Source organism: Salinivibrio sp. ML198 (genome assembly GCF_001996015.1).
In the GTDB taxonomy this organism is placed as follows: domain Bacteria; phylum Pseudomonadota; class Gammaproteobacteria; order Enterobacterales; family Vibrionaceae; genus Salinivibrio; species Salinivibrio siamensis.
This window is the reverse complement of the sequence record NZ_MUEZ01000008.1, coordinates 102,735-122,343: the sequence shown is the minus strand read 5'-3', so window position 1 is coordinate 122,343 and position 19,609 is coordinate 102,735. Positions and strand designations below refer to the sequence as shown.

At 51.7% G+C, this 19,609-nt stretch carries 17 protein-coding genes; 14 read left to right on the top strand and 3 right to left on the bottom strand.

The features are described from left to right. Window positions 1–51: 51 nt before the first annotated feature. The 8 genes from BZG25_RS07525 (at window position 52) to der (ending at window position 8,776) form a co-directional block, all read left to right on the top strand. Window positions 52–1,173 carry a bifunctional tRNA (adenosine(37)-C2)-methyltransferase TrmG/ribosomal RNA large subunit methyltransferase RlmN gene (locus BZG25_RS07525; RefSeq protein WP_077606521.1) on the top strand — a complete coding sequence of 374 codons (1,122 nt, stop codon included), beginning with the start codon at window positions 52–54 and terminating at the stop codon, window positions 1,171–1,173. 24 nt (window positions 1,174–1,197) lie between these two features. Continuing rightward, the gene (pilW, locus tag BZG25_RS07520) at window positions 1,198–1,953 is read left to right on the top strand and encodes a type IV pilus biogenesis/stability protein PilW (protein WP_077606522.1); all 756 of its coding nucleotides are present in this window, start codon (window positions 1,198–1,200) and stop codon (window positions 1,951–1,953) included. Next, window positions 1,943–2,941, top strand: a complete 999-nt coding sequence (gene rodZ, locus BZG25_RS07515; RefSeq protein ID WP_077638765.1) for a cytoskeleton protein RodZ — start codon at window positions 1,943–1,945, stop codon at window positions 2,939–2,941. The genes pilW and rodZ overlap by 11 nt, the downstream gene beginning before the upstream one ends. Window positions 2,942–2,956: 15 nt before the next feature. Further along, entirely contained in the window at window positions 2,957–4,084 is a 1,128-nt protein-coding gene (gene ispG / locus BZG25_RS07510; protein ID WP_077579552.1) for a flavodoxin-dependent (E)-4-hydroxy-3-methylbut-2-enyl-diphosphate synthase, read from the top strand. A gap of 52 nt (window positions 4,085–4,136) precedes the next feature. Next, entirely contained in the window at window positions 4,137–5,405 is a 1,269-nt protein-coding gene (gene hisS / locus BZG25_RS07505) for a histidine--tRNA ligase (protein ID WP_046075050.1), read from the top strand. A gap of 11 nt (window positions 5,406–5,416) precedes the next feature. Next, entirely contained in the window at window positions 5,417–6,010 is a 594-nt protein-coding gene (locus BZG25_RS07500) for a tetratricopeptide repeat protein (RefSeq protein WP_046074997.1), read from the top strand. Between the two features lie 9 nt (window positions 6,011–6,019). Next, window positions 6,020–7,177, top strand: a complete 1,158-nt coding sequence (gene bamB, locus BZG25_RS07495) for an outer membrane protein assembly factor BamB (protein WP_077638764.1) — start codon at window positions 6,020–6,022, stop codon at window positions 7,175–7,177. Between the two features lie 93 nt (window positions 7,178–7,270). Continuing rightward, window positions 7,271–8,776, top strand: a complete 1,506-nt coding sequence (der, locus tag BZG25_RS07490) for a ribosome biogenesis GTPase Der (protein ID WP_046074995.1) — start codon at window positions 7,271–7,273, stop codon at window positions 8,774–8,776. Between the two features lie 402 nt (window positions 8,777–9,178). On the opposite strand, the gene xseA is transcribed toward der, so the two are convergent. Beyond that, complete coding sequence (gene xseA, locus BZG25_RS07485) at window positions 9,179–10,567, bottom strand: exodeoxyribonuclease VII large subunit (protein ID WP_108744015.1); 1,389 nt, start codon at window positions 10,565–10,567, stop codon at window positions 9,179–9,181. Window positions 10,568–10,781: 214 nt separating this feature from the next. On the opposite strand from xseA, the gene guaB reads away from it, so the two are divergent. The 4 genes from guaB (at window position 10,782) to BZG25_RS07465 (ending at window position 16,000) form a co-directional block, all read left to right on the top strand. After that, window positions 10,782–12,245: an IMP dehydrogenase gene (guaB, locus tag BZG25_RS07480; protein ID WP_046074993.1), complete on the top strand. Its 1,464-nt coding sequence runs from the start codon at window positions 10,782–10,784 to the stop codon at window positions 12,243–12,245. 75 nt (window positions 12,246–12,320) lie between these two features. Then, entirely contained in the window at window positions 12,321–13,898 is a 1,578-nt protein-coding gene (guaA, locus tag BZG25_RS07475) for a glutamine-hydrolyzing GMP synthase (protein WP_046074992.1), read from the top strand. 316 nt (window positions 13,899–14,214) lie between these two features. Next, window positions 14,215–15,213: a type IV toxin-antitoxin system AbiEi family antitoxin gene (locus BZG25_RS07470; RefSeq protein WP_077638776.1), complete on the top strand. Its 999-nt coding sequence runs from the start codon at window positions 14,215–14,217 to the stop codon at window positions 15,211–15,213. Further along, on the top strand, window positions 15,167–16,000 hold the full coding sequence (locus BZG25_RS07465; RefSeq protein ID WP_077638762.1) for a hypothetical protein: 834 nt from the start codon (window positions 15,167–15,169) through the stop codon (window positions 15,998–16,000). The genes BZG25_RS07470 and BZG25_RS07465 overlap by 47 nt, the downstream gene beginning before the upstream one ends. A gap of 81 nt (window positions 16,001–16,081) precedes the next feature. Here BZG25_RS07465 and BZG25_RS07460 read toward each other — a convergent pair whose 3' ends face one another. Further along, on the bottom strand, window positions 16,082–16,942 hold the full coding sequence (locus tag BZG25_RS07460; protein WP_077638761.1) for a pirin family protein: 861 nt from the start codon (window positions 16,940–16,942) through the stop codon (window positions 16,082–16,084). A gap of 349 nt (window positions 16,943–17,291) precedes the next feature. Here BZG25_RS07460 and BZG25_RS07455 point away from each other — a divergent pair, with 349 nt between their 5' ends. Both BZG25_RS07455 and tadA read left to right on the top strand, forming a co-directional pair. Next, complete coding sequence (locus BZG25_RS07455; protein ID WP_046075047.1) at window positions 17,292–18,806, top strand: AbgT family transporter; 1,515 nt, start codon at window positions 17,292–17,294, stop codon at window positions 18,804–18,806. Between the two features lie 98 nt (window positions 18,807–18,904). After that, entirely contained in the window at window positions 18,905–19,447 is a 543-nt protein-coding gene (tadA, locus tag BZG25_RS07450) for a tRNA adenosine(34) deaminase TadA (protein WP_077638760.1), read from the top strand. Here tadA and BZG25_RS16050 read toward each other — a convergent pair. Then, window positions 19,444–19,605, bottom strand: a complete 162-nt coding sequence (locus BZG25_RS16050; RefSeq protein WP_167369481.1) for a hypothetical protein — start codon at window positions 19,603–19,605, stop codon at window positions 19,444–19,446. The two genes, tadA and BZG25_RS16050, sit on opposite strands and share 4 nt — an antisense overlap. Between the last annotated feature and the right edge of the window lie 4 nt (window positions 19,606–19,609).

The following is a 19,609-nucleotide window of genomic DNA, read 5'->3' as shown; positions in this document are numbered from 1 at the left end:
AGGCGATGATTCAGTCTTACCACCTAGCTAGTTCTTACGAGGCAACCCCCAATGACGACAGAGAAAGTTAATCTGCTTGATTTTGACAGGCAAGGATTGCGTGCCTACTTCGCTGATGAGCTCGGCGAAAAAGCCTTCCGTGCTGACCAAGTCATGAAGTGGATGTATCACTTTGGTTGCGACGACTTCGATGAAATGAACAACATCAACAAGAAGTTGCGTGAGAAGCTCAAGCGGGTGGCAGAAATTAAAGCCCCAGAAGTCAGTGAAGCGCATTACTCCCAAGATGGCACCATCAAATGGGCAATGCGTGTGGGCGGTCAAGACGTGGAAACCGTGTATATCCCCGAAGATGACCGGGCGACATTGTGTGTCTCCTCTCAGGTAGGCTGTGCGCTTGATTGCAAGTTCTGCTCAACCGGGGCACAAGGTTTTAACCGCAACTTGCGTGTGTCTGAGATCATCGGGCAGGTGTGGCGTGCGTCGAAAGAGATCGGCATTGAGAAAGAGACGGGCCGTCGTCCGATCACTAACGTGGTGATGATGGGCATGGGAGAGCCGCTTCTCAACATGAAAAACCTTCTCCCTTCTCTGAATTTGATGCTCGACGACAATGCTTATGGCTTATCTAAGCGCCGAGTCACCGTGTCGACATCGGGCGTGGTCTCTGGCTTGGAGCAAATGATTGGCAAAATCGATGTCGCCTTGGCCATCTCACTGCATGCGCCGAACGATGAGCTGCGTAGCCAAATCATGCCCATTAACGAGCGTTGGGATATCGAGGCCTTTTTGGATGCGGTACACCGTTATATTGCAACCTCAAATGCCAACCGCGGCCGTGTGACGGTAGAATATATCTTGCTGGATCATGTCAATGACTACATGGAGCATGCGCGCCAACTCGCAGAGCTATTAAAAGACACCCCAGCGAAGATTAACCTGATCCCATTTAACCCGTATCCTGGATCACCGTTCAACAAACCGAGTAATTCTCGTATTGATAGGTTTATGAAAACCTTGATGGAATACGACTTTACGGTGACGGTACGTAAAACACGAGGCGATGACATTGACGCAGCGTGTGGCCAACTAGCCGGTGACATTGTCGACCGAACTAAGCGTGCCGAGAAGCGACTGGGCGCACAGGAGGTGATCCCTGTTCGACCCGTCTAAATGAGATGGCGATAAGGGGATGGCATGACAAAAACGGTTTGGGTTGTGGGCGTGTTGATGGCGTTGGTTGGCTGTTCAACGCCAAGTTCGCAGCACAGTGAGCCCAAGTTTGATAAGATTCAAGCCGCAGAGGCGCGTATTGCACTGGGATTAGGCTATCTAAACAGTGATCGCTATCAACAAGCGCAGCAAAACTTGCAGCAAGCGCGCCAATATGCACCTAACTACTATCGCACCTCGCTGTCGATGGCGTATTATCAACAACGTGTCGGTGAAAACGACAAAGCGGATCGCTTATATCAACAAGCGTTAGCGCAAGCGTCTGAAAAAGGCGATGTATATAACAATTACGGTGTTTTCTTGTGCGAACAACAGCGGTTTGCCGCGGCAAATGACGCATTTTTGCAAGCAGTCGTACAACCGTATTATCATCGTGTGTCAGACAGTTATGAAAACGCGGCGTTTTGTCAGCTAAAAGCTGGCCACGTAGAACGCGCAAAAGCCTTGTTTAGCAAAGCGGCTGATCACGACCCACTGAATGTCCGTGCGGGGTTACAACTTGCCAAGTTAGAGATAGAGACTGGGCAAGAGGCAGCAGCCGTCGCACGTATCAAGCGGCTCCACCAACGCGTTGGTGTTCAGCCTGCCGGACTGTTATTGCTAGTGAAAGCTTATCAGCAACAAGGCTACACGGAGCGAGCTGCCCATGACGCTCAGCGATTGGCGCAACGGTTTCCAGAATCCAAAGAATATCAATTGTACCTAGCGAATGAATACTGAACAGACGGAAGAACAAGCGCAATCTGATACCCAACCTGCGCCCGGGGAAGTATTAAAGCAAGCGCGAGAGAAAATGGGCTGGAGTGTTCGTGATGTTGCTGACCGACTTCGGTTGCGGGTCAGTGTCATTGAGGATCTTGAACAAAACAACCCAGACATGGATCAATTGGCCACGTTTACACGTGGCTATTTGCGCTCCTATGCCAAGCTGATGCAAATCGACGCCGATCAGCTTTTGGGTAATAGTAATATGGAAGCGAGCAGTGCGGCTACCGTACAAAAAATGCAAAGCTTCTCGCGCAAAACGCGGCGGCAAAAGAGCGAAAGTCGATTAATGTGGCTGTCTTGGGTGATTATTGCCATTGCGGTCGGGATCACTGGCGTGTGGTATTGGCAGAATCAGCAGGCTATGACGTCCGTGCCAACACAATTAGATAGCCAACAAGCGGATGAGCTCGTCACGACCCCATCAGCACAAGATAGCGCGATGGTTGCCGCCGATGCACCGGCAATGGCCGAGCCTGCGATGACAGATTCGGCGGCCTCACAAGGGGCGGAGCCGCAGGTCACTGATGTACAAGATGCCGCGAACGCGCCGGTGTCAGATGAGGTGAGCCCATCAGCATCGACGGCGTCAGAATCGGCCACTGCGGTTGAGTCGGCGCAAACGGACGAGGCGACAACGCAAACAACACCAGAGGCACAACCAACGGCAGCGTCTGAGGGTGAAGCCCCCGCAAGCACGGTCAATAACCGTCTGGTGATGACCTTTAGTGGAGATTGCTGGATAGACGTGCGAGACGCCAATGGTGAGCGACTGGCAACCGGGATAAAATCTGAGGGTGAACAAGTGACCTTAACTGGCGACACCCCGTATCAATTAGTATTGGGTGCCCCTAGTGTGGTGAAAATCACCTTTAATGGCGACAACATTGATCTTGATGGCTTCCCAACCGGCCAAGTGGCTCGGTTGCGCCTTCCGCAGTAATCAGAGAACGTCGATATGCACAACGAAACTCCCATCAAACGCCGTCCCTCAACGCGCATCAATGTCGGCAATGTGCCGATTGGTGATGGCGCGCCGATTGCCGTGCAATCTATGACCAACACGCGAACCACAGATGTGGCAGCCACCGTCGCGCAAATCAAAGCGCTAGAAGGGGTGGGGGCAGATATCGTTCGGGTGTCAGTACCCACCATGGACGCGGCGGAAGCGTTTAAAGAGATTAAAGCGCAAACGTCGATCCCTTTGGTGGCAGACATCCACTTTGACTACCGTATTGCATTAAAAGTGGCGGAGTATGGTGTCGATTGTTTGCGTATCAACCCAGGCAATATTGGTAAAGAAGAGCGCATTCGGGCGGTTGTAGATGCCGCACGTGATAAAAACATTCCAATCCGAATTGGTGTGAATGGCGGCTCACTTGAGCGCGATCTGCAAGAAAAATACGGGGAGCCAACGCCCGATGCTTTGGTCGAGTCGGCCATGCGTCATGTTGATATCTTGGACCGTCTTAACTTCGATCAATTTAAAGTCAGCGTCAAAGCGTCAGATGTCTTCCTGGCGGTTGAGTCTTATCGCAAACTTGCGCAGCAGATTGATCAGCCTTTACACCTTGGCATTACGGAGGCTGGTGGCGCGCGTGCTGGTGCGGTTAAGTCATCCGTTGGTTTGGGAATGCTATTGGCGGAAGGCATTGGTGATACCTTGCGGGTATCGCTCGCCGCCGATCCGGTAGAAGAAATCAAAGTGGGCTTCGATATCCTCAAATCACTTCGCATTCGCTCGCGCGGCGTCAATTTTATTGCGTGTCCGAGCTGTTCGCGTCAAGAGTTTGATGTGATTGGTACAGTCAATGCGCTCGAGCAGCGCGTGGAAGATATACTGACCCCAATGGATGTCTCCGTGATTGGTTGTGTGGTCAATGGCCCGGGTGAAGCCGAAGCGTCTCACCTCGGTTTGGCTGGGGGTAACAAGCGCAGTGCTTATTACCTCGACGGTAAACGCCAAAAAGAGCGCTTTAATAACGACAACTTGGTGGATGAGTTGGAGGCAAAAATCCGCGCCAAAGCGGCGATGATGGATGAACGCAACCGCATCAAGGTGTCACAAATCGATCAAGAAGGCTAAGCCGTTAGGCGGCCTTCTCCCCTTTTCTATCATGTCGGTAACGGAAGTTAACGTGGCTAAAACAATTCAAGCAATTCGAGGCATGAATGACTGCCTCCCGTCTCAATCTCCTTTATGGCAAAAGCTCGAATCTACGATTAAAAAGGTAGTGAGCGCTTACGGCTATAGCGAAGTTCGCATGCCTATTGTGGAAGCAACGCATTTGTTTAGCCGTGCGATTGGCGAAGTGACAGACGTTGTCGAAAAAGAAATGTACACCTTCGATGATCGCAACGGCGACAGCCTCACTTTGCGTCCTGAAGGGACCGCGGGTTGTGTCCGAGCGGGGATCGAAAATGGCCTGCTGTACAACCAAGAGCACCGTTTGTGGTACACCGGGCCTATGTTCCGTCATGAGCGCCCACAAAAAGGTCGTTATCGCCAGTTTCATCAGTTTGGCGTTGAGGTGTTTGGCCTAAATGGCCCAGACGTGGACGCGGAACTTATCATGATGACAGCACGTATGTGGCGCGAGCTGGGCATTGCTGAGCATGTGCGATTGGAGCTTAACTCAATCGGCTCACCACAAGCGCGTGCGAACTATCGTCAAGCGCTGGTGGACTTTTTGATGCAACACGAATCAGTGTTGGATGAAGACAGCAAGCGTCGAATGCAGACCAACCCATTGCGCGTGCTCGATACCAAAAATGCGGACATCCAAGCTGTATTGGTTAATGCGCCTCAGTTGGGTGATTATCTGGATGACGAATCAAAACAGCATTTTGCCCTCTTGTGTGAACTCTTGGACGCGGCAGGTATCGAATACCAAGTTAACCACCGTTTGGTACGTGGCCTCGACTACTACAACCGGACCGTGTTTGAGTGGATCACCGATAGCTTGGGGGCGCAAGGCACGGTGTGCGGTGGTGGCCGTTATGATGGCTTGGTTGAGCAACTCGGGGGGAAAGCGACGCCTGCCGTTGGGTTTGCAATGGGATTAGAGCGTTTGGTTCTGATGCTGGAAAACCTCAACCAAGATGATGTCCGCCCGGCGGTGGATGTGTACATGGTCACGGCGGGTGAAGGCGCGATGATCGCTGGGATGAAACTGGCGGAGCGCTTACGCGAACAGGTGCCCGGACTGCGTGTGATGTCACATTTTGGCGGTGGTAGCTTTAAGAAACAGTTTAAGCGCGCGGATAAAGTCGGCGCCTCTGTGGCGCTCGTGCTAGGCGAGGATGAAGTTGCCAACGGCACAGTGGCGTTAAAAGATTTGAAAGGCGGCGAGCAACAAACACTGAATCAGGATGAGATCGCCGCGTCACTAAAAGCATTGATTTAAGAGGACAGAACGTGGACGTCTACACCACAGAAGAGCAGCAGGTTGAAGCCATTAAGAAGTGGTGGCGAGACAACGGTAAAGCGGTCGTGATCGGCGCCGTTGTCGGTTTGGGGGCGTTATATGGCTGGCGTTATTTTCAGTCACAACAGCTCACCAACCAAGAGCAAGCCTCACAGCAATACGAACAAGTGCTAAGTGGTATTGAAAGCGGCGATACCGTGTCATTGAGCCAATTAGAAGGCCATGAAGGTTATCGTGCCTTGGCGGCATTGCAGCTGGCACAAAAGCATGTTGCGCAAGGGGAGCTGGAAAGTGCCCGTGAGCAATTGCAAAACGCTCAGCAAGCCGTGAAAGACGAGGCGCTGTATGGGTTGGTGACGACACGCCTGGCGCGCGTTGAAGCGGAGTTAGGCAATTACCCAGCTGCATTGAGCGAACTCGACAAAGTCACCACGCAGAGCTGGACCGCGAAAGTGGAAGAGATCCGCGGCGACGTCTTGCTTCGTCAAGGCGACAAGCAGGCAGCGCGAGACGCGTATGCAGCGTCATTGGCGGCGGCGGAAAGCCCGACCGTTAACATGAAGCTTGATAATCTGAGTCAATAAGGTCGTGGTATGAAAAAACGATTATGGCGTATGGCTGCAATGGCCACGACCATGGCTGTACTGGCTGGCTGTGCCGGTGAAGAAGATGTGGTGCAAATGGCGCCACTGCCTGCTGTGACCAATGAGATATCTTCAACCCAGCATTGGCGAGCACAAGTGGGCGACGGTGTCGGGCAGTATTATTCCGCACTTCAGCCCACAGTGGCCTATGACAAAGTCTTTGCGGCTGATCGACAAGGTTTAATCGCCGCGTTTGATTTAGAAAGCGGTGAATCTATCTGGCAACAGTCGGTGCAAGACGAGACACCGGCGTTGCTCTCCGGCGGGTTGAGCGCCTCATACGGCAAAGTGTATGTGGGTGGCGAGACGGGTCAAGTGTACGCACTGGATGCGGAAACCGGCGAGCGGGTTTGGCAACAGAACGTGAATGGCGAAGTGCTGGCCAAGCCTTTGGTGGAAGCTGGGTTGGTGATCGTTAACACCAGCCGTGGTGAGTTAGTGGCATTGGACGCGGAATCGGGCGAGCCACAGTGGAACAACACCAATGATGTGCCGAACTTGAGCCTACGCGGTGAAAGTGCGCCGGTGACTATTTCCGGCGGCGTATTCTGGGGGATGGCCAATGGACGCCTAGGCGCGGCAATGATCGAAACCGGACGGTCTATTTGGCAAATTCCTATCTCGACACCAAAAGGGGCGACTGAAATCGACCGCTTAGTGGATGTGGATGCGACCCCAGTGATCGATGGCGACCGTTTGTATGCAGTAGGCTATAATGGCCAATTAGTCTCTATTGATTTGCGCTCCGGAAAAGCGGCGTGGAAGCGGGATTTTTCCTCTGCTAAAGACTTCCTCGTAGCAGGCAATAGTATTTATCTTATTGATGATAAAGACAATATTGTTGCGTTAGATGCACGCAACGGCCTAGAGAAGTGGCGCAACACACAGTTGGCGTACCGTATCTTAACGGCACCCGCGGCAAGCGGCGGCTATCTGGTGGTCGGCGACAGCCAAGGCTACTTGCATTGGCTTGACCCGCAAACGGGCGATTTTGTCGCGCAGCAATCACTGGAAGGTAACGGGATCGCTGTTGCCCCGGTGCAAACGGATGATGGCTATATCGTGATCACCCGTGATGGTCAACTGAGAAAGCTGAGTATCGAGTAAGCGAAGCCACCCAGTTCTATATTTAGGCTCCTGGCTGCAAAGACAGTCGGGAGCCTTGTTTATTAATAAAGCGAATGAAAAGAAGAGGTCTACATGATTCCTGTTATAGCCCTAGTGGGGCGCCCGAATGTGGGGAAATCGACGCTCTTTAACCGTCTTACCCGCACACGCGATGCATTAGTAGCGGATTTTCCGGGACTGACCAGGGATCGAAAATACGGCAAAGCATTGCTGGATGATCACGAGTTTATCGTGATCGACACCGGCGGCATTGACGGCACCGAAGAAGGTGTAGAAACCAAGATGGCGGAGCAGTCGCTAGCGGCGATTGAAGAAGCCGATGTCGTGCTGTTTATGGTGGATGGTCGAGCCGGTCTTACGCCAGCGGACAAAGACATTGCTCAGCATATTCGTACCCGTGAAAAAACCACCTTCTTGGTGGTGAACAAAGTGGATGGTATTGACCCAGACACGGCAACCGCGGACTTTTGGCAGCTGGGCATGGACAACATGTTCCAAATTGCCGCCGCGCATGGTCGAGGTGTTAGCGGCCTGATTAATCGTGCGTTGACGCCTTTGGTTGAGCAAGTGTCCGCGGACGAGGACGACGAGCAAGCAGGCTTGGTCGATTTGACCGATGAAGCGGATACGCTCGACAGTGGCGAAGACGCGGTTAAAACCGAAGAGCAGGCTGAAAGCGAGTATGAATACTTACAGTCGCTGCCGATTAAAATCGGTATTATCGGCCGTCCCAATGTGGGTAAATCAACCCTGACTAACCGTATGCTGGGCGAAGAGCGCGTGGTGGTTTATGACATGCCAGGCACTACCCGCGACTCGATTTACATTCCCATGGAGCGTGATGGTCGCGAATACGTGATGATTGATACCGCCGGGGTTCGACGTCGTAAACGGGTGACCGATAAAGTGGAAAAATTTTCGGTGATCCAAACCCTCAAGGCGATTGAAGATGCCAACGTCGTATTGTTGGTGATCGACGCACGAGAGAACATCTCGGACCAAGACTTAAGCTTACTTGGTTTTGCGCTGAATGCGGGCCGCTCGATTGTTTTGGCGGTCAACAAGTGGGATGGCTTAGATAGCGAAGTGAAAGAGCGCGTGAAGTCTGAGCTTGATCGCCGCTTAGGGTTTGTCGACTTTGCCCGTGTGCATTTTATTTCTGCTTTGCACGGCACCGGGGTAGGCCACTTGTTCGAGTCGATTCAAGAGGCGTATCAGTCAGCGACAAAACGCGTCGGAACCGCGATGCTCACCCGTATTCTGAAAATGGCGCAAGATGACCATCAACCACCGATGATCCGGGGACGTCGGGTGAAGCTCAAATATGCGCACGCAGGCGGTTACAATCCACCGATTGTGGTAGTTCACGGCAGCCTTGTTAAAGAGTTACCTGATTCGTACAAACGTTATTTGATGAATTACTACCGTCGAACCCTGGATATTATGGGCACGCCGATCAAGATCCAGTTCCAAAACAGCGAAAACCCCTATGAGGGGAAAAAAGAAAAGCTGACATTATCTCAATCCCGTCAGCGTAAACGCTTAATGGATATGGTGAAAAATCGTAATAAGAAGTAATACAAAGCCCAGCAGCGATGCTGGGCTTTTTTTTGATCGCGATGTGGTGGGTTCGATCTCTCTTAGGATCGGTTACTGAATAAAGTGATCTGACTCACATTAATGAGCGCGATTATCTGTTGTCTTAGATCCTAGTGTGTCACGCTGCCGCTCAGGTTTTGAGCGGTGATAAAATCGACACCCCTTCCCTCGTCACACTTTTAGATTGTTCTGGATCCAGGCTTTAATAAAATACGGTTCAGATTTTTATCCTTTTAAAAATCCAAATGCAGAATATGTAACTTATGCTTTCGGGAAGTGTATTGATAAATATTCTTTTCAGGGTAGGAAGCTGATCAAGGGGAATAAACCCCAAGATCGCGCGATCGCTTACTGATCGGTCAGATGTGTGTTGTGCAGAGTTTAATCAGAAGATTGATGCGGGTGTCGCTGCCGAACCACGCTGGTGACATCGCCGTTGCTGAGCTGAGTATGTAAGGTATCGCCCTCTTTTAGCTGGTTGATGTTAGTGACGATGTGCCCATCACTATCACGGCTAATTGAATAGCCGCGAGAAAGGGTGGCAAGTGGGCTGACCGCATCTAAGGTGGCGACCAAGGTGGCGAGTCGCTGTTGCGCATGTGACAGGTGTGAGTCCATCGCGTGGGTGAGGCGTTGATGGTATTGCGCCAATTGAGCCTGATGTTGCTGAATACGACGGTCAGGCGTCATGCGCTGCAATCGATTATCTAGCGTGCTCAGTTGGCTGCTGTACCGTGAAAACTGCTTAGTGAGTGCCTGGTGCATCCGTCTTTGCAGCTCATCAATATGCTGACTCTGCTGTTGTAGACGACGGCGAGGGTGCTGATGAGATAAACGGTGTTCGTGCTGCGTCAGTGCCCGTTGCTGGCGATACAGGAGGGTGCCAATCGCGTTTTTGAGCGCTTGCTCGCGCTGCTGATATTGCTGCAAGCGATAACTGAGGTCACGGCTCACTAATTCTGCGGCGGCTGATGGCGTCGGCGCGCGCACGTCGGCAACAAAGTCAGCAATGGTAACATCCACTTCATGGCCCACGGCACTGACGATAGGGATCTGACTGGCGGCGATAGTACGGGCGACGATTTCTTCATTAAAGCACCATAAATCTTCGAGTGAGCCTCCGCCACGGCCAACAATCAGCACATCACATTCGTTGCGACTGTTGGCACGTCCAATGGCTTGGGCAATAGAGACCGCTGCCTCTTGTCCTTGTACCAGCGTTGGATAGATAACCACGGGCAGGCTCGGATCGCGCCGTTTCAACACATTTAGAATATCGTGCAAGGCAGCGCCTGTTTTGGAGGTGATTATGCCAACGCGTTTGGGTTGGTCGGGCAAGGCCTGTTTGGCGCTTTGTGCGAATAAGCCTTCAGCGGCTAACGCTTGTTTGCGTTGCTCAAACGCCTGTTGCAGTCGTCCATCGCCTTCGGGCTGCATGCTTTCTAAGATCAGTTGATAGTCGCCGCGAGGCTCGTACATAGAGACACGCGCACGCACCAACACTTGATCGCCGTTTTTAGGTTTGAACATCACGCGGCGATTGTTACCACGGAACATCGCACATTTAACTTGGCTTTGGTTATCTTTCAACGATAAATACCAGTGACCGGATGTCGCAGCGGTAAAATTAGAGATTTCACCCGTGAGCCAGACGATACCGATGTTTTTCTCCAAGCAAAGACGCACTTCGGCATTTAAGCGAGAGACGGAAAGAATGTTTCGGTTGTTAGCGGTCACGATCACGGATCCTTTCAATAAGCCTGAGGGCATACTACCTGCCGCACCCCAGTATGCCAAATAGACCTTGAGCAATCGGTTGCGAAAAAGTCGCGTTGATATCTGGTGATAAATCAACCGACTAAAAATCCGTTGCCCACCAAACAGCGATTCTTAATAAAAATCGATAGCCAAACGTTTGCGCTGCCCGTATAATGCTGCGGCAATATTTTGTTCCCCTTCACAAATTTTGGTGTGAGATATTGCAATGCTGAGAATCGCGAAAGAAGCGCTAACCTTTGACGATGTACTCCTCGTCCCTGCCCACTCAAATGTTCTTCCTAACCATGCCGATCTGCGTACAAAACTGACACGCTCGATCAGCTTAAACATTCCTGTTCTATCCGCCGCGATGGACACGGTGACCGAAGCCCGTTTGGCGATTGCCTTGGCGCAAGAAGGTGGTCTTGGCTTTATCCATAAGAACATGACTATCGAGCAACAAGCCGAACAAGTACGCTTGGTCAAAATCTATGAAGCAGGCATGGTCACCAATCCAGTGACTGTAACCCCAGAAATGACCATTGCTGACGTGAAGGCACTGACTGAGCGTAACGGCTTTGCCGGTTACCCTGTTGTCAATGCACAAAAAGAGCTGGTGGGGATCATCACAGGCCGTGACGTGCGTTTTGTGTCTGACTTAAGCAAGCGCGTCGAAGACGTGATGACACCAAAATCTCGCCTCGCCACTGTGCAAGAAGGCGCAGAACGTGAGCAGGTACAACAGCTCATGCAACAGCACCGCGTCGAGAAGATTTTGGTGGTCAACCCAAGTCATCATCTCACCGGTATGATCACCGCCAAAGATTTCCAAAAAGCGGAAAGCAAGCCCAATGCCTGTAAAGACGAGCAAGGCCGCTTGCGTGTCGGTGGCGCGGTTGGTGCCGGTGCGGGCAACGAGGAGCGCATTGCCGCCTTGGTTGAAGCGGGCGTGGATGTGCTGCTGATTGACTCATCACATGGCCACTCTGAAGGGGTTCTGCAACGTATTCGTGATGCACGTGCCGCGTATCCGAACCTGCAGATTGTGGGCGGCAATGTCGCCACCGCTGAAGGCGCACGCGCCCTGATTGAAGCCGGTGTGGATGCCGTCAAGGTTGGAATTGGCCCAGGCTCGATTTGTACCACGCGTATCGTTACCGGCGTGGGTGTCCCGCAGATCACTGCGATCAGTGATGCAGCCGCTGTAGCGCAAGAGTACGGCATTCCCGTGATTGCCGATGGCGGTATCCGCTTCTCAGGGGATTTGTGTAAAGCGATTGCCGCGGGCGCGTCGTGCGTGATGGTGGGCTCAATGCTCGCTGGTACCGAAGAGTCTCCGGGTGAAGTCGAACTTTACCAAGGCCGTGCATATAAATCATATCGCGGTATGGGCTCGGTGGGCGCGATGTCAAAAGGCTCGTCTGACCGTTACTTCCAAAGCGACAACGCCGCAGACAAGCTGGTACCTGAAGGGATTGAAGGGCGTGTCGATTACAAAGGCATGATGAAAGAGATCATTCATCAGCAAATGGGTGGCCTGCGCTCCAGCATGGGCCTCACCGGCTCTGCCACCATTGAAGAGATGCGTACCCAAGCGCAGTTTGTTCGCGTCACTGGCGCGGGCATGAAAGAGTCACACGCGCATGATGTCACCATTACTAAAGAAGCGCCGAACTACCGTCTCGGCTAAAGACATCACCACCGCGATGCATTTGAGAGGGGAGCGCGGCTCCCCTTTGTTCCACTTAATTGAGAAAGCCAGATAATGACCCAGAACATTCATGCTCAACGTATTTTGATCCTTGATTTTGGCTCCCAGTACACCCAACTGATTGCGCGCCGTGTCCGTGAAATCGGTGTGTATTGTGAGCTTTGGAGCTGGGATGTGGATGAGCAAGACATTCGTGATTTTGCGCCCAACGGCATCATCCTATCCGGTGGCCCAGAGAGCGTGGCAGAGGAGAACTCGCCGCGTGCACCGCAGTATGTCTTTAATGCCGGCGTACCTGTGTTAGGGGTTTGTTATGGTATGCAGACCATGGCCGAGCAGCTTGGTGGTAAGGTGGCTGGCTCTGAGCACCGTGAGTTTGGCTATGCGCAAGTAAAACGCGTTGGGCAAAGTGCACTGTTTGATGGCATTGAAGATGCCATCGCCGATGACGGGCATGCGCTCCTCGATGTATGGATGAGCCATGGTGATAAAGTGGTCGCCATTCCAGAAGATTTTGTCAAAGTGGCCGAGACGGACACTTGCCCCTTCGCGGCCATGGCCAATGAAGACAAACGTTTTTATGGCGTGCAATTCCATCCAGAAGTCACTCACACGCGCCAAGGCCAACGTATGTTGGAGCAGTTTGTGATGCAAATCTGCCAATGCGAGCGCTTGTGGACACCTGCCACCATTATCGACGATGCGATTGAGCGTATTCGTGAGCAAGTCGGGGATGATGAAGTGATCCTTGGCCTGTCTGGCGGCGTCGACTCTTCTGTGGTCGCCATGCTGGTTCACCGTGCAATTGGCGATAAGCTCACGTGTGTATTCGTCGATAACGGCCTATTGCGTCTTAATGAAGGTGAGCAAGTACTGGAAATGTTCGGTGACCACTTTGGTTTGAACATCGTCCATGTCAACGCCGAAGACCGTTTCCTCGATGCCCTTAAAGGCGAAGCGGATCCGGAAGCCAAGCGTAAAATCATTGGCCGCGTGTTTGTCGAGGTATTCGATGAGCAAGCGAGCAAAATGAAAAATGCCAAGTGGCTGGCACAAGGCACTATCTACCCGGATGTAATTGAGTCAGCAGCCTCGAAAACCGGTAAAGCGCATGTGATCAAATCACACCACAACGTCGGTGGTTTGCCGGAAGAGATGGAAATGGGTCTGGTTGAGCCACTCAAAGAGTTGTTCAAAGACGAAGTGCGAAAAATTGGCCTTGAGCTAGGCTTACCGTACCACATGCTTTATCGCCACCCCTTCCCAGGGCCAGGCCTCGGCGTGCGCGTGCTGGGCGAGATTCAAAAAGAATATTGCGATCTGCTTCGTCGCGCCGATGCGATCTTTATCGAAGAGTTACGCAACGCCGATCTCTACGAGAAAGTCTCGCAAGCCTTTGCGGTATTCCTACCTGTTCGTTCGGTAGGCGTGATGGGCGATGGCCGTAAATACGACTGGATCATTGCCCTGCGTGCCGTCGAGACCATCGACTTTATGACCGCACATTGGGCACACCTGCCATACGATTTCCTTGGCAAAGTGTCGAACCGCATCATCAACGAAGTCGACGGCATCTCCCGCGTCGTTTACGACGTCTCCGGCAAACCGCCAGCGACGATTGAGTGGGAGTAAGGCTAGCCGTAAACAGCTAATAAGCCTTCAGTAAATCAATGAAATGCCAGTCAGTTTTCTGACTGGCATTTTTTGTCGCACAATACCATAACGTTTATTACTCAAGTAACGCTGTTACTCGTATCTAACTCAGCGATAACGTCTTTACGCAGCATTCACTGGGGGCTGAATATGTATCATCGTGGTTTTTATCTATGGCGATATGTTACACAGTCTATGTTAACCGGTGCCTGCTTAATTCAAGCTCGCCGCCTATCTTGCGGAATGCACTGTTCACGGCTATTATTTGTTCATGATTCATGAACGGTATTTGGGTGTGAACGAGAACGCGATACTACTAAAGCTAGCTTTGGATAATCTGCCTGCGCAGATTCAAGGGGAGTATACTTTCGCTCCAGAGCCGGATGGTGAGCCTTACACCGATGCTGAGGTGACTCTGACAGTGCACGGCGAACGCTATTTGTTTAGCACTGAAATAAAGCGTATTCATCGTAAAGATAGCCTATCAGCATTGCTAGGCGCTGCTCGCTCAGACAATCTGTTGGTGTGTAACAGACTGACGACTCATCTCGCCGATTTTTGCACCAAGAACGCGATCAATTTTATTGATGAGGCCGGTAATGCTCGCGTGAGCTTTAACGGGCTAAACCTATGGGTTGAGGGCAAAAATCTTACTGAAAACCACCTTGCAATTCCACAGCCGGCAAAGCCTGGGTTAGGTTTTATGAAGCTGTTGTTTGCTTTGTTGGCTCAAGAAGATGTGTTACATCTGCCGTTTCGAACCATAGCCGAGATGGCGAATATCTCATTAGGTATGGTGAGTAAGGGGTTTAAATATTTAGAAGCCGAGAAGCTTGTCAGTCTTGGTCGTACCCGTCGCATTCTGGATAAAGAGGCCCTTTATCAGCTCTGGATTGAACACTATCGTACCGTGCTTAGACCAAAGCTCGGAGGGCTAAAATTAGTTGCGCCGGATGATTGGCGAGACATTCCTTTAGCATCCAAGGATTGTTGGGGAGGAGAAGTCGCTGCCGATGAACTAACACGCTATTTGCAGCCTTATGAGTTACAGCTCTTTACCTTTGAGCCACTGCAAAAAAAGCTTGCGCTGCTCAAAGCAAAGCCAGACGCTTCTGGCAGGCTCTGGTTGGTGCCTGCATTCTGGGGAAAGGCGCTGGATATTAATATCAATGCCAAGGCATTGCTGGCTGTCGCTGAGCTACTTGCAAGCAGAGATAGCCGAAACAAGGAGGTTGCCGAACTTATCAATGAGCAATATCTACACCTTAAAACACTCCCTGAACCCCGGGTTTGAGCCTGTACTGACACTGATCACCCGCACAACTCAGCAAACTGGCGTACCATTTTTTGTTGCTGGGGCAACGGCAAGAGATCTCGTTTTGTATCATGTGTTTGGCCGTGATCCCGGCCGTCAGACTCGGGATATTGATACTGGCATTCTGATACCGGATTGGGACGCGTTCGCCAGTGTAAAGCAGGCTTTGCTGGATGCCGGATTAACCGCAACCAATAAAGCGCATCGGCTTAAAGATCCTGACAGTGGTTTGCCAATTGATATTATTCCCTTTGGTGCCATCGCCGATGAAGCAGGTGAAATACAATGGCCACCGGAGCATGCTGTCACTATGACGGTAGCTGGATTTCAGGAAGCTTACGATGCCGCTCTATCAATAGAACTAGGGCAGGGCGATATTATCAAAGTTGCGTCACTGGCCGGGCTGACTTTGCTAAAACTGATTGCCTGGCAGGAGCGGGGTAACGAGAGCAGTAAAGACGCATCTGACTTTCTAACTATTCTTCTTGAATATCAGCATGTTCAGGCGGATCGTTTGTGGGAGCCTTATATCCCGGCAGAGCACTTAGAGTATGATACCGAGCGGCAAGGGGCCTTCTTGCTTGGATATGATTTGAAAATGATTTTGTCTGAGCCTGCTACCAATCCGGAGACTATCAGCCGTATTACCACATTGGCAGCTGATATTGATGGACTGGTCAGGGCTCAGTTCAGAAGTCAGAACTTTTGTAGTTATGAGAGGATAGAGCAGCTGCAAAATGACTTTTGGGCAGGGCTAGCGTTGTAAGAACAGTTTCAAAAAACAAAGCCCGCCAAATGTCGGACTTTTTTATTGGTATTCGCGGATGACAGCGTCTTGGCTCAGTCCTTATAACTGTCCGAACTTGCCTGCTTGCAGATCGTTGAACGCTTGCAAAACCTCTTGCTTAGTATTCATCACAAAAGGGCCATGACCGACGATGGGATCGGTGATGGGCTCGCCACTGAGTAGCAAAATTACGCTATCTTGTGAGGCGTGCAATGCGACCTCGCGGCCTTGGCGGCTAAGCAGTGCCATATCGGCGTCGCCAATTGGGTCGGCGCCGTTGATACTGACATTGCCCTCCAATACTACCACCGCGGTGGTCCAGTCTTGGGGGAGCGTAAGCTGCGTTTTTCCGTCAGCGTTTAGCCGTATATCCCAAACCTGCATAGGGCTGAAGGTTTTGGCCGGCCCTTGATGCCCCTCAAACTCACCGGCTATGAGCCGTAATGTGCCCGCCTTATCGGCCAAGGGAACATCGGGAATATCGGCTTTGCGAATGCCTTGATAGTTCGGGTCGGTCATTTTGTCTTTTTTGGAGAGGTTAACCCACAGTTGCACCATTTGCAGCTCGCCGCCAGTGTGGCTGAACGCACTGGAATGAAACTCCTCGTGCATAATGCCGCTACCTGCGGTCATCCACTGTACATCCCCGGGGCCAATCACGCCGCCTTTACCGGTGGAGTCACGATGCGCCACCTCACCTTGATACACAATGGTCACGGTTTCAAAGCCGCGATGGGGATGCTCACCCACGCCTCGCTTCACGCCATCCGCCGGAAAGTGCATTGGGCCAGCATAGTCCAGCAGTAAAAAGGGGCTCATCTCCGCCGCTTGATTGTGATAGGAAAACAGCGAGCGGGCGGGGAAACCATTACCGACCCAGTGCGGTGCAGGGGCTTTTATGACACGCGAAATGGATTTCATGGTGCTCTCCTCGAGTGGGTTTACCTCCATCATATATTTGATGACATAGATTGCTAGGGGTTAAAACACGACTTCCACGCCATATAGGTTTTTTGTTTCTAAATGTTTCAGTGTCCTCAGTAAGCATCCGTTTTTTGTGCTGCTTTTCTAACTACAAATCAATTTAACATTTGGTTAACTGGCTTGCTTATGGCTAACTATGCTGTTTTTTGCTTTACTGGCGATGGATTGTCATTTTAATGTCGCTAAAGCCTGGTGGATCAGGTAAGCAAAGACACAACATCGAAAAATGGAGTAAACAGTGAGCCAACACATAAGCGACTCAACCGATGCTGGCCAGCCGCGCGGCATGGATCGGTTTTTGAACATGATAGAGCGGGCAGGGAACCGAATTCCGGATCCCGCGCTCTTGTTTTTTTGGGGGCTGATCACCGTGTGGGTATTATCAGCCATTCTCTCTCAGGTTTCTTTTGATTCAGTCCACCCTTTGACCGGTGACGCTGTCCAAGTTAAAAACCTGCTCACCGGTAGTGCGCTCGCCCACTTTTTAGCCAATATGGTTGACACCTTTACTGGATTTGCGCCGCTGGGGATTGTTTTGGTGGCGATGCTCGGTGTGGGGGTGGCTGACCAGTCCGGCTTTATTACCACTGGCCTTAAGAAAATGCTGAGTGTGACGCCAAAGCAAGCGCTTACGCCGATGCTGATTCTGGTGGCGATCGTTTCCCATACCGCCGCAGATGCAGGCTATGTGCTGGTGATCCCGCTGGGTGGGATTATCTTCCACGCCGCGGGTCGTCATCCGTTGGCAGGTATTGCTGCCGCCTTTGCCGGGGTATCCGGCGGCTTCTCCGCGAACTTTATTCCGTCAGGGATTGATCCTTTGCTGGCCGGTTTTACTGAATCTGCCGCGCATGTGTTGGACGATAGCTATCAGGTAAACCCGCTTGCGAACCTCTATTTCACTGGTCTGTCATCGATTTTGATTGTGGCGCTGGGCTGGTTTGTGACTGAGAAAATAGTCGAGCCACGTCTAAATCGCACGCCGATTGATGAGGACGCAGAAGACGCACCAGATTTAGGCTCCTTTACGGCAATTGAAGGGAAGGCGTTTAATCGAGCTGGGCTGGCGATGCTGCTAGGAATTGCCGCGCTGGTGGCGGCCTCATGGCCGGAAACGTCACCGCTCCGCTCACCGGCGGGCGAGCTGACCGCCTTTGATGCACCGATTATGCAATCGATCGTGCCACTGATTTTTGTGCTGTTTATTATTCCAGGTATTGTTTATGGCAAAACCGCGGGTACCTTTAAAACTAGCCAAGACGTGATCAAATCCATGTCTGACACCATGGCGACCATGGGCGCTTATATGGTGATGGCGTTTTTCTGCGCGCAATTCTTGGCCGCATTTACCCAATCAAACATTGGTACTTTGTTGGCGCTCAACGGCGCGGAGCTGTTGCAGTCAATGAACCTGCCAGGTGAGATGACGATTGTGGGGATGATTTTGCTGACGGCAATGGTGAACTTATTGATTGGTTCCGCATCGGCGAAATGGGGGCTGATTGGGCCGATTCTCGTGCCGATGTTAATGGTCGTGGGCATTTCCCCTGAATTGTCGCAAGCGGCTTATCGTGTGGGTGATTCTGTGTCGAACATTATCTCGCCATTGATGGTGTTCTTCCCGTTGGTGGTGGTGTACTGCCAGCGTTATGTAAAAACCACGGGGATTGGTACCGTGGCTTCAATGATGATCCCTTATTCTCTGACCATGCTGGTGGGCTGGACCTTATTCTTACTCGCCTACTGGGCGCTAGGATTGCCTCTGGGCATTCAAGCCAGCTACCAATACTTGGTGCAGTAATACGCTGTTGTACGTTGAGTGTCTTAAGCCGGCCTTCGAGCCGGCTTATTTGTATCGTATACTGAGGGCGTATTAGGTTGTTAATCACAGAGGTTGGGATGAAAGATCCACACGCGTCGGATAGCGAGCACGACGTTTATATGCGCCACGCGATCCAGCTAGCAGACAAAGCGGAGCAAGAGGGTGAAGTGCCTGTTGGCGCTGTCGTGGTGTATCAAGGTGAGGTTGTGGGCACGGGGTGGAACCGAACCATTACCCAGCATGATGCGACGGCCCATGCCGAAGTGATGGCATTACGCCAAGCCGGCCAAGTGCTGGGTAATTATCGTTTATTAGACGCGGACCTTTATGTGACATTAGAGCCTTGTCCCATGTGTGCGGCGGCGATGGTGCATGGCCGTGTCAGAAAGGTTTTCTTTGGCGCGCCAGATCCCAAAACCGGGGCCGCTGGCTCGGTAATGAACTTACTCAGCTATGACGGTGTTAATCATCATGTGCAAAGTGAGGGAGGGGTGTTAGAAGCGGAATGCCGTGCGCAACTGCAAGCCTTTTTCCGCCGTCGTCGTGCCGAAAAAAAGGCCGCTAAAAAAGCAGCCTGTCAATCTCAATCTTGCTTACCTGACTCAGGCAAGGTGTCCTAAAACGCGTCATCAAAGGCCGCAAATTCACGAATCGCAAAGGCACGTTGTCGCCAAAGTACCTTCTTGTGCATATTTTGGCGCATACGCTTACGCCGGTTAGCGGATGAAATGTTGTTTTTGCGAAAGCTTTGTTTCACCAGCCGTTTTCTTGGAACCATGCTG

What these genes read in the sequence shown, in the direction of transcription:
- BZG25_RS07525 (WP_077606521.1), top strand. Translation starts at nt 52, where the DNA reads ATGACGACAGAGAAAGTTAATCTGCTTGATTTTGACAGGCAAGGATTG.
- pilW (WP_077606522.1), top strand. Translation starts at nt 1,198, where the DNA reads ATGACAAAAACGGTTTGGGTTGTGGGCGTGTTGATGGCGTTGGTTGGC.
- rodZ (WP_077638765.1), top strand. Translation starts at nt 1,943, where the DNA reads ATGAATACTGAACAGACGGAAGAACAAGCGCAATCTGATACCCAACCT.
- ispG (WP_077579552.1), top strand. Translation starts at nt 2,957, where the DNA reads ATGCACAACGAAACTCCCATCAAACGCCGTCCCTCAACGCGCATCAAT.
- bamB (WP_077638764.1), top strand. Translation starts at nt 6,020, where the DNA reads ATGAAAAAACGATTATGGCGTATGGCTGCAATGGCCACGACCATGGCT.
- der (WP_046074995.1), top strand. Translation starts at nt 7,271, where the DNA reads ATGATTCCTGTTATAGCCCTAGTGGGGCGCCCGAATGTGGGGAAATCG.
- xseA (WP_108744015.1), bottom strand. Translation starts at nt 10,567, where the DNA reads ATGCCCTCAGGCTTATTGAAAGGATCCGTGATCGTGACCGCTAACAAC.
- guaB (WP_046074993.1), top strand. Translation starts at nt 10,782, where the DNA reads ATGCTGAGAATCGCGAAAGAAGCGCTAACCTTTGACGATGTACTCCTC.
- guaA (WP_046074992.1), top strand. Translation starts at nt 12,321, where the DNA reads ATGACCCAGAACATTCATGCTCAACGTATTTTGATCCTTGATTTTGGC.
- BZG25_RS07465 (WP_077638762.1), top strand. Translation starts at nt 15,167, where the DNA reads ATGAGCAATATCTACACCTTAAAACACTCCCTGAACCCCGGGTTTGAG.
- BZG25_RS07460 (WP_077638761.1), bottom strand. Translation starts at nt 16,942, where the DNA reads ATGAAATCCATTTCGCGTGTCATAAAAGCCCCTGCACCGCACTGGGTC.
- BZG25_RS07455 (WP_046075047.1), top strand. Translation starts at nt 17,292, where the DNA reads ATGGATCGGTTTTTGAACATGATAGAGCGGGCAGGGAACCGAATTCCG.
- tadA (WP_077638760.1), top strand. Translation starts at nt 18,905, where the DNA reads ATGAAAGATCCACACGCGTCGGATAGCGAGCACGACGTTTATATGCGC.
- BZG25_RS16050 (WP_167369481.1), bottom strand. Translation starts at nt 19,605, where the DNA reads ATGGTTCCAAGAAAACGGCTGGTGAAACAAAGCTTTCGCAAAAACAAC.